Annotated in this window: 10 protein-coding genes and 1 rRNA gene; all 11 read left to right on the top strand. The window is 39.7% G+C overall.

What is annotated here, in order from left to right:
- The first annotated feature begins 120 nt into the window (after window positions 1-120).
- Window positions 121-1,158: a chemotaxis response regulator protein-glutamate methylesterase gene (locus tag PY364_RS12100; protein WP_275522799.1), complete on the top strand. Its 1,038-nt coding sequence runs from the start codon at window positions 121-123 to the stop codon at window positions 1,156-1,158.
- Window positions 1,159-1,218: 60 nt separating this feature from the next.
- Window positions 1,219-2,550, top strand: a complete 1,332-nt coding sequence (locus PY364_RS28845) for a SpoIIE family protein phosphatase (protein WP_343277571.1) — start codon at window positions 1,219-1,221, stop codon at window positions 2,548-2,550.
- A gap of 79 nt (window positions 2,551-2,629) precedes the next feature.
- Complete coding sequence (locus tag PY364_RS12085) at window positions 2,630-3,220, top strand: DUF6272 family protein (RefSeq protein WP_275522797.1); 591 nt, start codon at window positions 2,630-2,632, stop codon at window positions 3,218-3,220.
- 48 nt (window positions 3,221-3,268) lie between these two features.
- On the top strand, window positions 3,269-3,619 hold the full coding sequence (locus tag PY364_RS12080) for a hypothetical protein (protein WP_275522796.1): 351 nt from the start codon (window positions 3,269-3,271) through the stop codon (window positions 3,617-3,619).
- A 164-nt stretch (window positions 3,620-3,783) separates the two neighbouring features.
- Entirely contained in the window at window positions 3,784-5,577 is a 1,794-nt protein-coding gene (locus tag PY364_RS12075; RefSeq protein WP_275522795.1) for a mechanosensitive ion channel domain-containing protein, read from the top strand.
- A gap of 260 nt (window positions 5,578-5,837) precedes the next feature.
- Window positions 5,838-5,955 (top strand): 5S ribosomal RNA (gene rrf / locus PY364_RS12070).
- A 156-nt stretch (window positions 5,956-6,111) separates the two neighbouring features.
- Entirely contained in the window at window positions 6,112-6,984 is an 873-nt protein-coding gene (nadC, locus tag PY364_RS12065; protein WP_275522794.1) for a carboxylating nicotinate-nucleotide diphosphorylase, read from the top strand.
- Between the two features lie 94 nt (window positions 6,985-7,078).
- Window positions 7,079-9,292, top strand: coding sequence for a protein-arginine deiminase family protein (locus PY364_RS12060; RefSeq protein WP_275522792.1), 2,214 nt, complete (start codon window positions 7,079-7,081; stop codon window positions 9,290-9,292).
- Window positions 9,293-9,468: 176 nt separating this feature from the next.
- A complete protein-coding gene (locus PY364_RS12055; RefSeq protein ID WP_275522790.1) occupies window positions 9,469-10,920 on the top strand; it encodes a methyl-accepting chemotaxis protein in 1,452 nt (483 codons plus the stop codon).
- A 53-nt stretch (window positions 10,921-10,973) separates the two neighbouring features.
- Complete coding sequence (locus PY364_RS12050) at window positions 10,974-13,460, top strand: hybrid sensor histidine kinase/response regulator (RefSeq protein ID WP_275522788.1); 2,487 nt, start codon at window positions 10,974-10,976, stop codon at window positions 13,458-13,460.
- 65 nt (window positions 13,461-13,525) lie between these two features.
- On the top strand, window positions 13,526-13,970 hold a 445-nt coding region (locus PY364_RS12045; RefSeq protein WP_275522787.1), incomplete at its 3' end, for a response regulator.

The raw sequence follows: 13,970 nt of genomic DNA, 5'->3' as shown, positions 1-13,970 counted from the left end.
AGCGGCCGTACTGTGAGCATAAGTCCGACAACCCAAGCATTAACCCTAACAACTAACAACTAACAACTAACCACTAACAACTAACCACTAACCACTAACAACTAACCACTAACCAATAATATGAGAATCGCAATTGTTAACGACATGGTAATAGCAGTAGAGACGCTAAGGCGCGTTTTGATGACTGTCAAAGACTATCAAGTAGTTTGGATAGCTCGTGATGGCGCTGAAGCAGTTAGCAAATGCGCCCAAGATACCCCTGACATAATTCTGATGGATTTGATAATGCCCATCATGGATGGAGTAGAGGCAACTCGCCAGATTATGAAGAATTATCCCTGCGCGATTGTAATAGTAACAGCTAGCGTTGAAAAAAATGCTTCTAAAGTATTTGAAGCAATGGGATATGGAGCATTAGATGCTGTCAGTACACCAGTTTTAGGAGCTAGCGGTAATCCAGAAGCCGCCCAAGCAATGCTGGCAAAAATTGTAACTATTAGTAAACTGATTGGTAAATCAACAGCAGTTTCTAAATCTAGAATCCCAACCCAAAATCCTAACTCTATATTCTCACCCCTGGCACCCCGTGTTCCTCCTTTAATCGCGATCGGCTCTTCTACTGGAGGGCCAAATGCTCTAGCAAAGATTCTTTCTCGTTTACCAGCAAACTTTGGCGCAGCAGTAGCTATCGTCCAGCACGTAGATGCACAATTTACTCCTAGTTTGGTAGAATGGCTGAATGAACAAACGCCTTTGAGTGTGGAGCTAGCATCAGAAGGTAGTCGTTTAGAAATAGGAAAAGTATTAGTTGCCGGCACAAACGATCACCTTTCATTGCAACCAAATTTCTGCTTAAGTTATACGAAAAACCCGATTGATTATCCCTATCGTCCTTCAGTTGATGTATTTTTTAAAAGTATCGCTCATTATTGGCATCGCCAAGGAACTGCGGTGCTACTAACAGGAATGGGTCGAGATGGAGCGGAAGGGCTAAATTTGTTACGTACAAAGGGATGGCATACCATTGCTCAAAATCAGGCAAGTTGTGTGGTTTATGGAATGCCGAAAGCCGCCGTAGAATTGGGCGCTGCGGTGGAAATTTTACCACTAGATGCCATCGCTTCTACTTTGATTGAGCAATTAGCAATAAACCGTTAGTTACTTAGTTACGTTTTACTTTTTATCTTCTAGTTAGTGTATTAAAAGGAAGTGAATTCAATGATAGAAGATCCAATTACAGTCTTGCTCATCGACGATCAGCCAATGATCGGCGAAGCCGTTCGTCGAATGCTGCTTCCTGAAAAAGATATCACCTTTCATTACTGTAGCAACCCTACCGAGGCACTTAAAGTCGCTCGTTTATGTCAGCCAACTGTGATCTTACAAGACTTAGTTATGCCGGAAATGGAGGGACTGGTTTTAGTTCGCTTTTTGCGAGCTAAAAATGCCCCCACAAGATATGTTCCGCTGATCGTTCTCTCTAGTAAAGAAGAACCTCTAATCAAAGCCAAAGCTTTTGCATTAGGCGCTAATGATTATGTAGTTAAACTCCCAGATAAAGCAGAACTGATCGCCCGTATCCGCTATCACTCTAAAGCTTATGTAAATCTTCTCAAGCGCAACGAAGCTGAAGCAATTCTCCAAGCTGAAAACTTCCGTATGGCGAAAGAACTAGATATGCTGCGTCAAATGCAGCAGATGATTCTGCCTACATCAGATGAATTAGACGCGATCGAAGGTTTAGAAATTGCAGGATATATGGAACCTGCTGATGAAGTAGGTGGCGACTACTATGACGTTCTTTATGTAGATGGAGTTGTCACAATTGGCATCGGTGATGTCACTGGACACGGACTCGAAAGTGGCATTTTAATGGTAATGACGCAAACAGCAGTCCGAACTCTTAAAGAAATTCGAGAACTCGATCCTATTAAATTTTTAGATGCCCTCAACCGTACTATTTATAAAAATGTCCGCAGGATGAATTCTGAGAAGAATTTGACATTAGTCATTCTTACTTATACAAAAGGTAGAGTAAGTATCAGCGGTCAGCATGAGGAAACTATTGTAGTGCGAAAAGGGGGTTATGTTGAGCGTATTAACACCATGAATTTAGGTTTTCCAATTGGGTTAGACGAGGAAATTATTGAGTTTATAAATCATACTACTATTGAATTGAAAGAGGGAGATGGAATTGTCCTTTATACTGATGGAATTCCTGAAGCTTATAACATCCAGAAAAAACAATATGGCATTGAAAAATTATGCGAGGTTATTAGTCAAAATTGGGATAAATCTGCTGAAGAAGTTAAGCAAGCTATAATTGATGACGTAAAAGAATTTATTGGTTTACAAAAGGTGTTTGATGATATTACTTTAGTTATAATCAAACAAGAATATTCTAATAATTTGCAAGAATTAGAGGAGGAAGAACCTTTGGAGGAAGAAGAACCTTTGGAGGAAGAAGAATTATTGGAGGAAGAGGAACCCTTAAAGGAAGTTAAGGAGACAGTGAAGACAAAGAAGAAATTTAGATTTTTTGGGAAATGATCTCTCTAGGTCAAACGCGAACATTTTGTCTTGTAAATTAAGGTCAAAGCTGCTTTATCTCAATTAATAGGAGACAGATATGAGTCAAGTTTTTGGAGAGTTTATTAATGATTTTCCCCTTCATGATTATTTAGAATTGAGCTTTACTCACAGTTTTAATCCCAGCGAAAAGATGTGGTGTAATTGCCGTTTGTCTGCTTACTTTTTGGCTGACTATTTCTCAAATCTTTTGCCAATTGATGAAGATGAGGATCGAGGAGAAGAACGGATCAAAGCCATGAAAAATGCTGTGAGTTATATCGGAAATGAACTCTTAGAAAATGCCATGAAATTTAACGAATTTAGTAAACACAAGCGAGTTAATTTTGGGATTCATTTTCTGGAAGACTTAGAGCGAGTCACTGCTATCATTTTCACGAAGAATAGTATTAATTCTAAAAAAATTGAGAAATTCCAAGCATTTATTGAAGAATTACTATCTGCCGATCTTAACGAGTTATATGTTCAACAGATTGAAAAAGCTGCCGCATCCGAACAAAGTGAAGCTTCGGGCTTAGGTTTGCTGACTATAATCAATGATTATTCAGCAAAATTAGGCTGGAAATTTGAGTCAGAACCCAGCGCTCCACAAATTATTATTGTTACTACAATGGCTCAAATTGTTGTATAATTTTAAGTGATGAATTTAGACCATTAAACAAAAAAAGACACACAACCTATGAGTAATCAAGAAGTCAAGGGTGAGGACTATCAGGTTCAATACGATCCAACATCCTCAACAGTTTATTTTAAAGGGGAAATCAGTCTAGGAGGGCCCAAGGATTATGCTCCAATTGTTAAGTTGCTCGATGAAGTAGCTGGTTTAGCATCCTCAACACTAACATTAAATGTCAAAGAATTAGGATTCCTCAATAGTTCTGGGATCAGTATGCTGTCGAAGTTTGTACTGGGTATGCGGAAAAAGAAGACTCAATTGGTGGTTATAGGTTCAAAAATAATGCCTTGGCAAGCTAAATCACTGAAAAACTTAGAGCGATTGCTTCCAGGGTTAAAACTGGTAGTAGAATAAGGTAAAATAGTAGGAGCGATCGCCAGTTTTCTGAAGAATTTATATACCTTTATCAATTTCAAGTTTGAGAAAATTCGGCTATTAGTCGCTCCAACTAATAATATTAATTATGGTTGAGTTTCCCGCCCAAAAATTAACGTAATTTATTTGAGGTAGTAACTTCTATGTTGGAAAATATATTGCATCAATTTGAAACGCTGAATATAGCGGTCAAGTTCCTGCTTATTTTGCTAATTAACGCTCTGGTGACAGGAGTATTATATGTATTCTTGTTTTATATTTTGCGCCCCATTTTTCGTAAATTTGAGCAGGATATTGCCCTCGTCACCTTGAGTGTTTCCTCTTATCCTATCCTGGTCATCCTCACTATTTATAGTCTAAAATTTACTATCGGCAAATTAGTGTCTGCTGATATTCTTGCTGTATTAGAACATATCCTGAGACCGATTTCAATTGCCACTATTAGTTATTGGTTGGTGCAATTATTTGTCGAAGTTTTTATCTATTACCTAAAAGAATACACTAAAAAAACTGAAGCGATGTGGGATGATGTCTTGCTTCCCATCCTCTCGGCCGTTGTCCCTGTGATTATTTACATGATTGGCGGTGTGCTTTTGCTCAGCTCCTTTGGGGTTGATTTAAGTGGAATTTGGGTAGCGCTGGGTGGCGCTACTTTTGTTCTCGGTTTTGCACTTCAGGATATTTTGTCTAATTTCTTTAGTGGGGTTGTTTTACTCATAGATACTCCTTTCAGATTTGGTGACGTTCTGCTCCTTGAAGATGGCTCAATTGGAATGCTGCGCCGGATTGGGATCAGAGTAACTCAGCTTTATATATTTAGTAACCATTGTGATGTTTATATTCCCAATAGTGTTTTGCAGGGTCAAAAACTAACTAATTTAAGCCGCCCTACTTCTTTATACTATCACTCTCTAGAAATAGAAATACCCTCTGAGGGTAATTTTGAGGAATCCAAGAAGATGATGCAAGCAATTGTGTTAGCTCATCCAGATACGCTCGGAGATATTGATACTAAATTGGAGGTAATTGAGAAATACTATAATGCTGAAGAAAGTGATGTGAATCTATGGGAACAACAAGAAATTGGCAAATTGCGCCTAGTTGCTGAACAAGAAGTTAATTTAAAATTAGAGGAAATTGAACAAGCTCTTGAATCTTTAGTTGTGACTGTACAATTCGCTGAGAAAGGAGGTTTAACTCAAGATGAAAGAGAAAATGTTCAACAGGAATATCAAGCAATTTTAGAACTCATAGGTTTTCAAGTGAGCGAGGAAACGGAAGGTCGCGGTGTTATTGTTAATTTTGAAGAATATAATGAAGAGGGACTGATTGAGTTAATTAGACAGTGGTATCGAATTTGGCTCAGAGATCCTAATTTGCTGGATGAGGATCAATTCTTCATTTCAGATGAATGGGAGCGAAAGATTAATTTGCTGAAGCGAAGGGCGCAACGCTTGTCTCAAAAAATTTCTAATCCTCAAGCTGACGAAACTCGCTTAGATGATTATGTAATAGAGATAATTAAATGGTTGAAAGAGAAGTTGAAAGTGCCGAGGAAAAAATGGCAAGAACCGCAAATCAGGATGATAGGAATGAATCACGATGATTCTTCGGTTTATCTTGAATTGCATATTAGCTTTTTTGTAGATGATATTAAACTGGAGGATGGGAAAAGGGGCGATCGCGTCAGAAGCCAAATTTATCAAGAAATCTTCCGCAGTCTTCAAAATACCTACATGAATTGGAATGGCATTAAAGAGATAGGTGGGGAAGAGGAGAATGGCAATGCTGTCGATGGTAGTATTACTCAGAGTCCTGTCAGCAGTTTTGTACAGACTGGACTTGACCCCGCAACGGCTAAACAAGGGTTTGCCTTTTATTTGTCTGTAGGTAGGGATAAATCTGGGGCTAAGTCGGGAAAAAGTCTTGACAAGTAATACTAAGTATGATCTTAAAACTATACTTGTCCTGGCGATTGGAAATCGCGGCTATACAAACTAAGTCCGCCTGCGCGGACTATGAGTTTGCAACTCTCGATCGACCGTTGAAAAAAATTTCAGAAAGGGGTTGACACAGTTGGGAAAACTTGCTAGGTTATTAAAGGTGAAGCAAAAAAGATGCAACTTACCTCAGATAAAGAGAGGCAAGTAAAGCATCTAGCTTAACGCCCAAAAGCATTGAGAGTTTAAAAAGCTTTCTTGGTGCCAATGGCGCGGTGGAACCACACCGATCCCATCCCGAACTCGGATGTTAAACGCTGCTGCGGCGAAGATACTTGGTGGGTAACTGCCTGGAAAAATAGCTCGGTGCCAGGATAATATAAAACTAAGGCTCTTTTCCAGCAATGAAGGAAAAGAGTCTTAGTGTTTTGGTAATTGGTAATTGGTAATTGGTAATGGCTAATTGCTAATTGCTAATGGCTAATTGCTAATTGCTAATTGGTAAACTGAGTCTTTCTTCCTTGATGGATAATGATTAAATCTTTTTCTCCGCTTCCTCCTTGGATTGTGTTAGACTCGCTGTTACAAAGTTGGCTGGTAGAGGATATCGGTAGGGGCGATCGCACCACGTCAGCCTTATTTCCCACTCAAAGCATCCAGAGCACAGCTAAATGGATAGTTAAAGAGTCTGGAGTCATTGCGGGATTACCGATCGCTGCCAGAGTATTTTACCTTTTAGATAGCAATGTCAACTTTATCCCACAAGTCTCAGAAGGAGAATGGTGTGAAAAAGGAAAAATTATTGCAGAAATTTCGGGCAATTTTGATGCTTTATTAACGGGAGAAAGAGTAGCATTGAACTTAGCTATGCGTCTCAGTGGCATTGCTACTTTTACTCGCAAATATGTCGATCAAATAGCCGATTTGCCAGTGCAACTGGTAGATACCCGCAAAACAACACCGGGATTGAGAATATTAGAAAAGTATGCCACTCAAATTGGCGGTGCTCGGAATCACAGGATGGGGTTAGATGATGGAGTAATGATTAAAGATAATCACATTGCTGCTGCGGGGGGAATTGGAGAAGCTATCGCTCGGATTAGGCTCACAATTCCCTATCCTTTAACAGTAGAAGTAGAAACAGAAACTCTGGCAGAAGTAGAGACGGCTTTAAAACATGAAGCAGACATAATCATGTTAGATAATATGTCGGTTGACTTAATGCGTCAGGCAGTTGAAATTATTCGTCAGCATAGCAGAAGAATCAAAATCGAAGCCTCTGGAAATATTAGCTTAGAAACAATTAGAAGTGTAGCTGAAACTGGGGTAGACTACATTTCAACCAGTGCTCCCATTACCCGTTCAACTTGGCTAGATTTAAGCATGAAATTTGTTAGTTGTTAACAGTTAAAGGTTAATAGTTAACTGTTAACAGGCTGAAAACCGCTATGAGTGCATAATCCTGCTAAGATTTAGCTTAGTAGCTGAGGATAAACTAATGCGCTGGATTCGGTACGTTGCGATCGCTCTCGTCAATGCCTTCGGTGTCGTGGTTAGTATCGTTTGGGTTGCTGTCCCCCACACACTTGCTCAATCTTCCGTCAACTCAACGATCCAAACCTACCAGCTTCAAGAGGCGACTCCGACTGCGCGATCGCTACCAGAACTTTATAAACTGCGCGATCGCCTCAAAGCTGACTTAAATAAACTCACCCAAAATAGCGATCGCACTCTCTTTCCAGAACCCTGGAGAGAAGAAATCCAGCGCCAACAGTCCGAAAATTCTATCCAAAATCTTCAAGCAGTTGAAGCTAGCATTCTTATTGAAGAAAAAGCAAATAATACTTGGCAGCAAGCTGCTAAACTAGCAAGGCAAGCTGTGGAAATTGGACGCATACCGAACCCTAACGCAGCTACCTGGAAGCGATCGCAAAATTTATGGCAAGAAGCAATCGAAATTTTGCGCCAAATTCCTCAAGAATCTTTCCTAACTGATAAAGTAATTGAAAAAACTATCGAATATCAGGGATATGTTGCTGTCGCCACTTATGAATTGCAATTAGCACGATCAATTGAAGAAGCTAAAAATAGGGAGCGGTTAGAAAAACAGGCAAAAGCAACTGTTAGCAAACCCGCCACCATTACACCGCTATCTATTCCCTCAACTAGCGTTACACCGCCTCTAGGTTTTTCCTTTTTGGGCGATACAAACAGAGATGGCATAATTGACGATCGAGACGAACAAAGACGCGAACAATGGTCTTTATCTAGCGGGGCGCTGATACTATTTAACAATGATGATGACGATCGTAAAGGAATTCCCGATTGGCAAGATCAAAAAGTAAATGGCGATCGGGACGTACAAGATTTAGCTCCCATTGCATTGAAACTATCAGAAGAATTTGTCGGTTCTCAAATCTTTCTCACTGCTGATACCGCCGCTATAAACCACATTAATGTTTTCCAAAAAACCACTGATGGCTGGCAAATTGTAGATATTTCCGGTAAAAAGCCCCTAGTTTTTGACCGCGAGATTGTGTTAGGTGTAGAAGCTAAACAATTTCGCGATCGCAACTGGAATGGTGCAATTGCCCTCAAAGCCACAGCCGCTAAAAATGGCAAAGAAATTGCTTCTGACACAATTCAAATGGGAGTATCACCTTGGATCATGTCCCCCAATACAGCAGCAGTCAAGGAAATTTATGTAAGCGATCGCGGCGTAGAAAATTCTGAATTTGTATCTCAAATTAAGCAAGCAGTAGAACCGACAGGCGCTAAAGCAAAAGTAACCCCAGGTGATAGTATTTGGATGCAAGAAACTCAAGAAATTGGCTATGTTCAGTTTCCCGATAAATCTGGGATTCGCACATTGAATTCAGCCCTAAACAGCGAAGGCAATAATAATAAATCACTGTTAGAATCCGACTTTGGGGTTTTTAAAATCGGCGAATCGCGGCGGCTAGATATCCTCAATCAGTGGGCAGATGGGTACGGTAATTTAGAAGTAACACCGCCCATTCCTGGATATCCAATGGGTCGAGTTTATTATGGTAATTCTGGTACTGCTACACTCAATCCAGAGGTAGTTGATTTTATCAAAGCTCAGCAAGTTCAAGGGCCACCAGTTGACATTGACACTTCTTGGCTTTTAATTCGGAATGCTGATGAAATTATCAGTTTTATACCCAACAATTCGGGCAAACCATTATTAATAGTTGTGAGTCCAGAAGCAGGAGTAAAATTGTTAGAAGAACTAGCTCAAAAAGGTTACAATGATGCGATAGTGAATCGCGATCTAAGCACCCAAACAACAGTTAGTGTGGCTCTCAATAACAAATCGCTGATTCAGCATAACCTTTATTTGCAACAAGAAAAAATCAACCCTCTTTTGTCAAAGTTAAAAAAAGAGTTTCAACTGACAGACGATCAAATTATCCAAATTCCGGCAATGTTCGGTTATAGTGGTTATGCTTGGTGGCCAAATATGGTTAACTGTGTAGCAGTTAACGGTAAATTGCTAGTTGCTAACCCTCGCGGTGCAATCATTGACGGTCAAGATTACACTCAGGAAAAATTTCGCCAATTAGTAGCACCTTCTGGGATTAGCGTTGACTTTTTGGAAGATAAGTATTATTACGAACTCAAAGGTAATACTCACTCTGCTACTAATACAATCCGTCAAGGAGAAATTAAGCCTTTTTGGGAGTTTTAATTCTGAGAAATAGAAGGCAGAATACCAATACTATAAAATGGCTCACACTATCGATATACCTCTCCTGTGAGTCATTGAGTTTATGAAATAATATCTACAGTGAACAAACAACTATTAGGAAGTATAATTAAAGTTGACCTCAACAATCAAATTACTTACTCAAGAAAAAGCTGCAAATGTTTAATCAATTAAAAATCAGAAGTCGGATGTTAATAGGATATGCAACTCCCGCAGTTGTATGTCTGGGGTTGGTCGCGCTAACTTACTCAACCGTAAATGAAACATTTAATACTTTCAAGGAAGTAGAAAGAGTACAAAATATTATCATTGCAAATAATAATATGTCACGAGGTGCTGAGCAAATGATTCGTAACTTGCGCGGCTATCTTATTAAAAGAGATGACTTTTTTTTGACTGACTATCAAACAGGATTACAATTGGCTACCACAAGTGCTAACAGCGTTAAACCGCTAATTAAAATACCAGAACAGTTAATTAAGTTAAACAAAATGGTTGAACTTGTCAATGAATATTCTGATTATGCTAACAGAAGTATTAGCTTGATTAAACAGAACAAAAGAGCTGAAGCGATCGCTTTATTTAACCAAGGCCAAGCCACTGATTTCGTTAAAGAATTTGATGAGTTAAGCGTCATATTTAGCAAAAACGAACAATATTTTCTAAACGAAAAAATGAAAGAAGCTCAAGCAAGTTTAAACTTTTTGATCGTGTCGCTAGTAAGTGGTTCAGTGTTCCTACTGCTTTTTGATGTAGTTATTGCTTGGTTTATTTCATCAGGTATTATCAAAACAATTAATCAGGCAATCAGCGCGATCGCGACATCTTCAACTGAGATTGCAACAACGGTCGAGGAACAGGAACGGATGGCAACTCAGCAAGCAGCTTCAGTTAATCAAACCACTACGACAATGGATGAATTGGGCGCATCTTCAAGGGCAACTGCACAGCAGATAGAAAGTGCTGCCAGTGAAGCAAAGGAAGCTTTAAACCTTGCTGGAGGTGGAACAAAAGCTGTAGGAAAAACCTTGGAAGCGATGGCAACATTGCAAATTAAAGTGTCAGAGATGCAAGGAAAAATTATACAATTAAGAGAACAAACCGATCAAATTGGTAATATCTCAACTTTGGTAAGCGATCTAGCAAATCAAACTAATATGCTGGCACTAAATGCCGCAGTTGAAGCAGTACGAGCAGGGGAACACGGCAAAGGATTTGCTGTTGTCGCCGCAGAAATTCGCAAACTCGCCGACCAGAGTAAAAAATCAGCGGATAAAATTAATCTGCTGGTGGTTGATATTCAAAGGGCTATTAATTCGACAGTGATAGTTACCGATGAGGGAACCAAGACAGTTGAAGCTGGAGTAAATATTGCGGAGGAAACAGCGCAAGCTTTTGTAAGTGTAGCAAATGCAATTAACAATGTCGTTTTGAGTTCTCAACAAATTTCTATGAACGCTAAACAGCAAGTAATTGCCATCGAACAGGTAGTTGATGCGATGAATTCTCTCAACCAAGCTGCGGCCCAAACAGCTAGCGGTATCAGTCAAACTAAAGTTGGTACACAAAAATTAAATGAAGCCGCACTAGAACTTAAAGCTGTAGTTTAGGATATTTATTGCAGAATTACCCATTACCCATTACCCATTACCCATTACCAAAAATGATCGTTGATGATGAAGAATTAAGAAATGTATTTAAAACTGCAAGCGAAGAACATTTGCAGAAGCTAGACGATGGATTTCTGTATTTAGATAAATACCCCAGTGACTCCGCTAAATTAGAAGAATTGCTGCGAGAAACCCACTCCCTTAAAGGCGATGCTGGGATGTTAGGCGTAAAAGATGTATCAACATTAGCTCATCAAATGGAGCATCTTTTGGGAAGTGTAAAACGGGGGGAAACAGCTTGGATTCCTGAAATTAGCGATCGCCTTTCTCAAGGTTTAGACGCTCTTCGCAAACTTGTAAACGAAGCTGTTACAGGGGAACCTTCTGGCATCAATAGTTTTTACATCCTTGCTTCAATGATGGGCGCTTCTACTCCACCCCAAGGTAACAGAGAAATAGAAGAAATTAACTCGCAGGAAAACCTGCAAATAGAGGAAAGTAAAACCCAAATAATACAGGAGTTAGAAATAGAAGATATAAACTTTGTAGACGTAAATTTAAACACCGATCCTTCAGTTTCACAAGAAAGTTATATAGAAGCAACTTTAGCAAATGACTCTTCGACCTTACAGACAAATCTAGAACAAAAGCTGCCTCAACTCGCTACAAAAACCGCTGCAAATATCACCATATCTCCCGCTTACCGCATCGAAACTATTCGGGTTCCCACCCAAAATCTCGATGCTTTAATGACGCAAGCAGGGGAACTCACAGTTACTAAAATTAGACTTGCACACCGACTCTCCGAAATCGAAGAAATTACCAACTTGTGGGAAGATTGGAGCCGCAATGCCTTCATCAATCGCTTCGCGGCCAACCAGATAGAAAACCTCCAAAATAGCGCTGCAAAAAATGGGACAATAGCGCAATTGCAGAAATACTACCAATATGCAGAAGAACGTTTAGAAAGTTTAGGAACTATCATCAATCGCTTAAGAAGAGGAGTTTATGAAGATACTGCCCGACTAGATTTAATTGCTGACGAATTAGAGGAAGGTATTCGCACTTTACGACTGCTGCCTTTGTCTACTATTTTTAATCTATTTCCCCGAATGGTTAAAGACTTAGCTAGACAGGAAGGAAAGGAAATAGAACTAATCATTGAAGGGGGCGAAACCAGAGCCGACAAACGCATTCTTGAAGAAATGAAAGACCCTCTGATGCACATGATTCGGAATGCTATCGATCACGGTGTTGAAACACCAGCAGAGCGTGAAAAAAAGAGCAAACCCCGGATCGCTACTATTCACATTAAAGGCTACAATACTGCTACTAATATCATAATTGAAGTCTCCGATAACGGCAGAGGCTTAAACATTGACCAGATTAAGGAAACGGCAATAAAACGTGGTATTTGCACAGAAGAAGAACTCGCAAGTATGACCGTTAGCCAAATTCAACATCTGATTTTTTCTTCTGGTTTTTCGACGCGCACATTTGTTACAGAAGTCTCTGGCAGAGGGGTAGGTTTAGATGTAGTTAGAACTAATGTAGAAGCCCTAAAAGGCACTATTCAAGTAGAATCAACACCAGAAAAAGGATGTACTTTGCGGCTATTACTCGGCACCACTCTCGCTACTGCTCACGTCCTAATTGTAGCTGTAAGTGACATTTATTACGCCTTACCAGTCGAGTTTGTACAGACAACTAGACTGGTGTCACAGTCTGATATTTTTCCGCTAGAAGGTAGAGAAACAATTGTTCTAGATGGAGAGCCACTATCAGTTGCCAAACTAGCAAATCTTCTAGAACTAGATAATAAAGTCTGGGATTCATTGAATCAGAAAAACAGAGAGTTAGAAAATAGTAAAAAGACGGAAAATAATCAAGTGCTAATTGCTAATTCTGCACAAATACCTTGTATCATCCTGAAAGTTGGTGAGGAGCAATTAGGATTATTTGTGGATGCTCTGATCGATGAACAAGATGTTGTACTCAAACCTCAAAGTCATTTGCTCAAAAGGGTTCGTAATATTGCTGGTGCAACTATTCTCGGTACTGGCGAAGTTTGTATGGTATTAAATCCCCAAGATTTGATTAAGTCTATACGCAAACAAGCAGTATCCCGCACACCATTAGTTACCCTGACTGAGCAGGGAACCGATCCTGTCACAAAAAAGCAACTTATATTGTTAGCAGAAGACTCAATCGCTACCCGCACTCAAGAAAAGCGGATTCTCGAAGCTGCCGGCTATGAAGTGGTGACAGCAGTAGATGGATTAGATGCTTATAATAAGTTAAAAACTCGCGCTTTTGATGCTGTTGTCTCAGACGTACAAATGCCTAATTTAGATGGTTTAGCCCTGACTGCTAAGATTCGACAGCATAGAGAATATAATGATTTACCGATTATTTTAGTTACGTCTTTGGCTTCAGATGAAGATAAAAAAAGAGGTGCAGAAGCCGGAGCAAATGCCTACATTACCAAAGGGAATTTCAATCAAGAAGTGTTGTTGCAAACCTTGGGCAGATTGGTGTAGCACTCATTTATGTAGTATAATTTTAGATATAATTTCAGCTTCAAAACTAGCCAAAATAGACTACGATGGCTCCTATTCGTGTTTTGTTAGTAGAGGATTCCCCCGTTGTCCTCATTGTCCTCAAAAGAATATTTGCCTCGTCGCCAGAAATTGAGGTTGTTGGAACTGCTCGCAATGGTTTAGAGGCATTGGCAGTGATACCAAAAGTTCGGCCAGATGTGATCTGTACTGATTTTCACATGGCTCAAATGAATGGTCTGGAATTCATCAAGGAAGTGATGGCAAAGTTCCCACGACCGATTTTAGTAATCAGTGCTTCGGTTCAGGCAGAGGATACTTATAATGTATTTCAATTGCTCGAAGCTGGAGCCGTCGATGTTTTTCCTAAACCAACAAGCGGACTTACCTCTGATTATGAAGGACTAAAGCTGGAATTGACTGGAAAAATTAAAATCCTCTCAGGAGTTAAGGTATTTACGCGGCATCAAAGGGGAGGGGGGGAGGGGGAGA

Origin of the sequence: Kamptonema sp. UHCC 0994, from assembly GCF_029167235.1 — a bacterium.
GTDB lineage: Bacteria > Cyanobacteriota > Cyanobacteriia > Cyanobacteriales > Microcoleaceae > Kamptonema.
Note: the sequence above shows the minus strand (reverse complement) of the source record. Positions and strands in the feature narration are given on the sequence as shown.

Bases quoted from the DNA above. Each gene is read 5' to 3' on its own strand.
- PY364_RS12100 (WP_275522799.1), top strand. From the start codon at position 121: ATGAGAATCGCAATTGTTAACGACATGGTAATAGCAGTAGAGACGCTA.
- PY364_RS28845 (WP_343277571.1), top strand. From the start codon at position 1,219: ATGATAGAAGATCCAATTACAGTCTTGCTCATCGACGATCAGCCAATG.
- PY364_RS12085 (WP_275522797.1), top strand. From the start codon at position 2,630: ATGAGTCAAGTTTTTGGAGAGTTTATTAATGATTTTCCCCTTCATGAT.
- PY364_RS12080 (WP_275522796.1), top strand. From the start codon at position 3,269: ATGAGTAATCAAGAAGTCAAGGGTGAGGACTATCAGGTTCAATACGAT.
- PY364_RS12075 (WP_275522795.1), top strand. From the start codon at position 3,784: ATGTTGGAAAATATATTGCATCAATTTGAAACGCTGAATATAGCGGTC.
- nadC (WP_275522794.1), top strand. From the start codon at position 6,112: ATGATTAAATCTTTTTCTCCGCTTCCTCCTTGGATTGTGTTAGACTCG.
- PY364_RS12060 (WP_275522792.1), top strand. From the start codon at position 7,079: ATGCGCTGGATTCGGTACGTTGCGATCGCTCTCGTCAATGCCTTCGGT.
- PY364_RS12055 (WP_275522790.1), top strand. From the start codon at position 9,469: ATGTTTAATCAATTAAAAATCAGAAGTCGGATGTTAATAGGATATGCA.
- PY364_RS12050 (WP_275522788.1), top strand. From the start codon at position 10,974: ATGATCGTTGATGATGAAGAATTAAGAAATGTATTTAAAACTGCAAGC.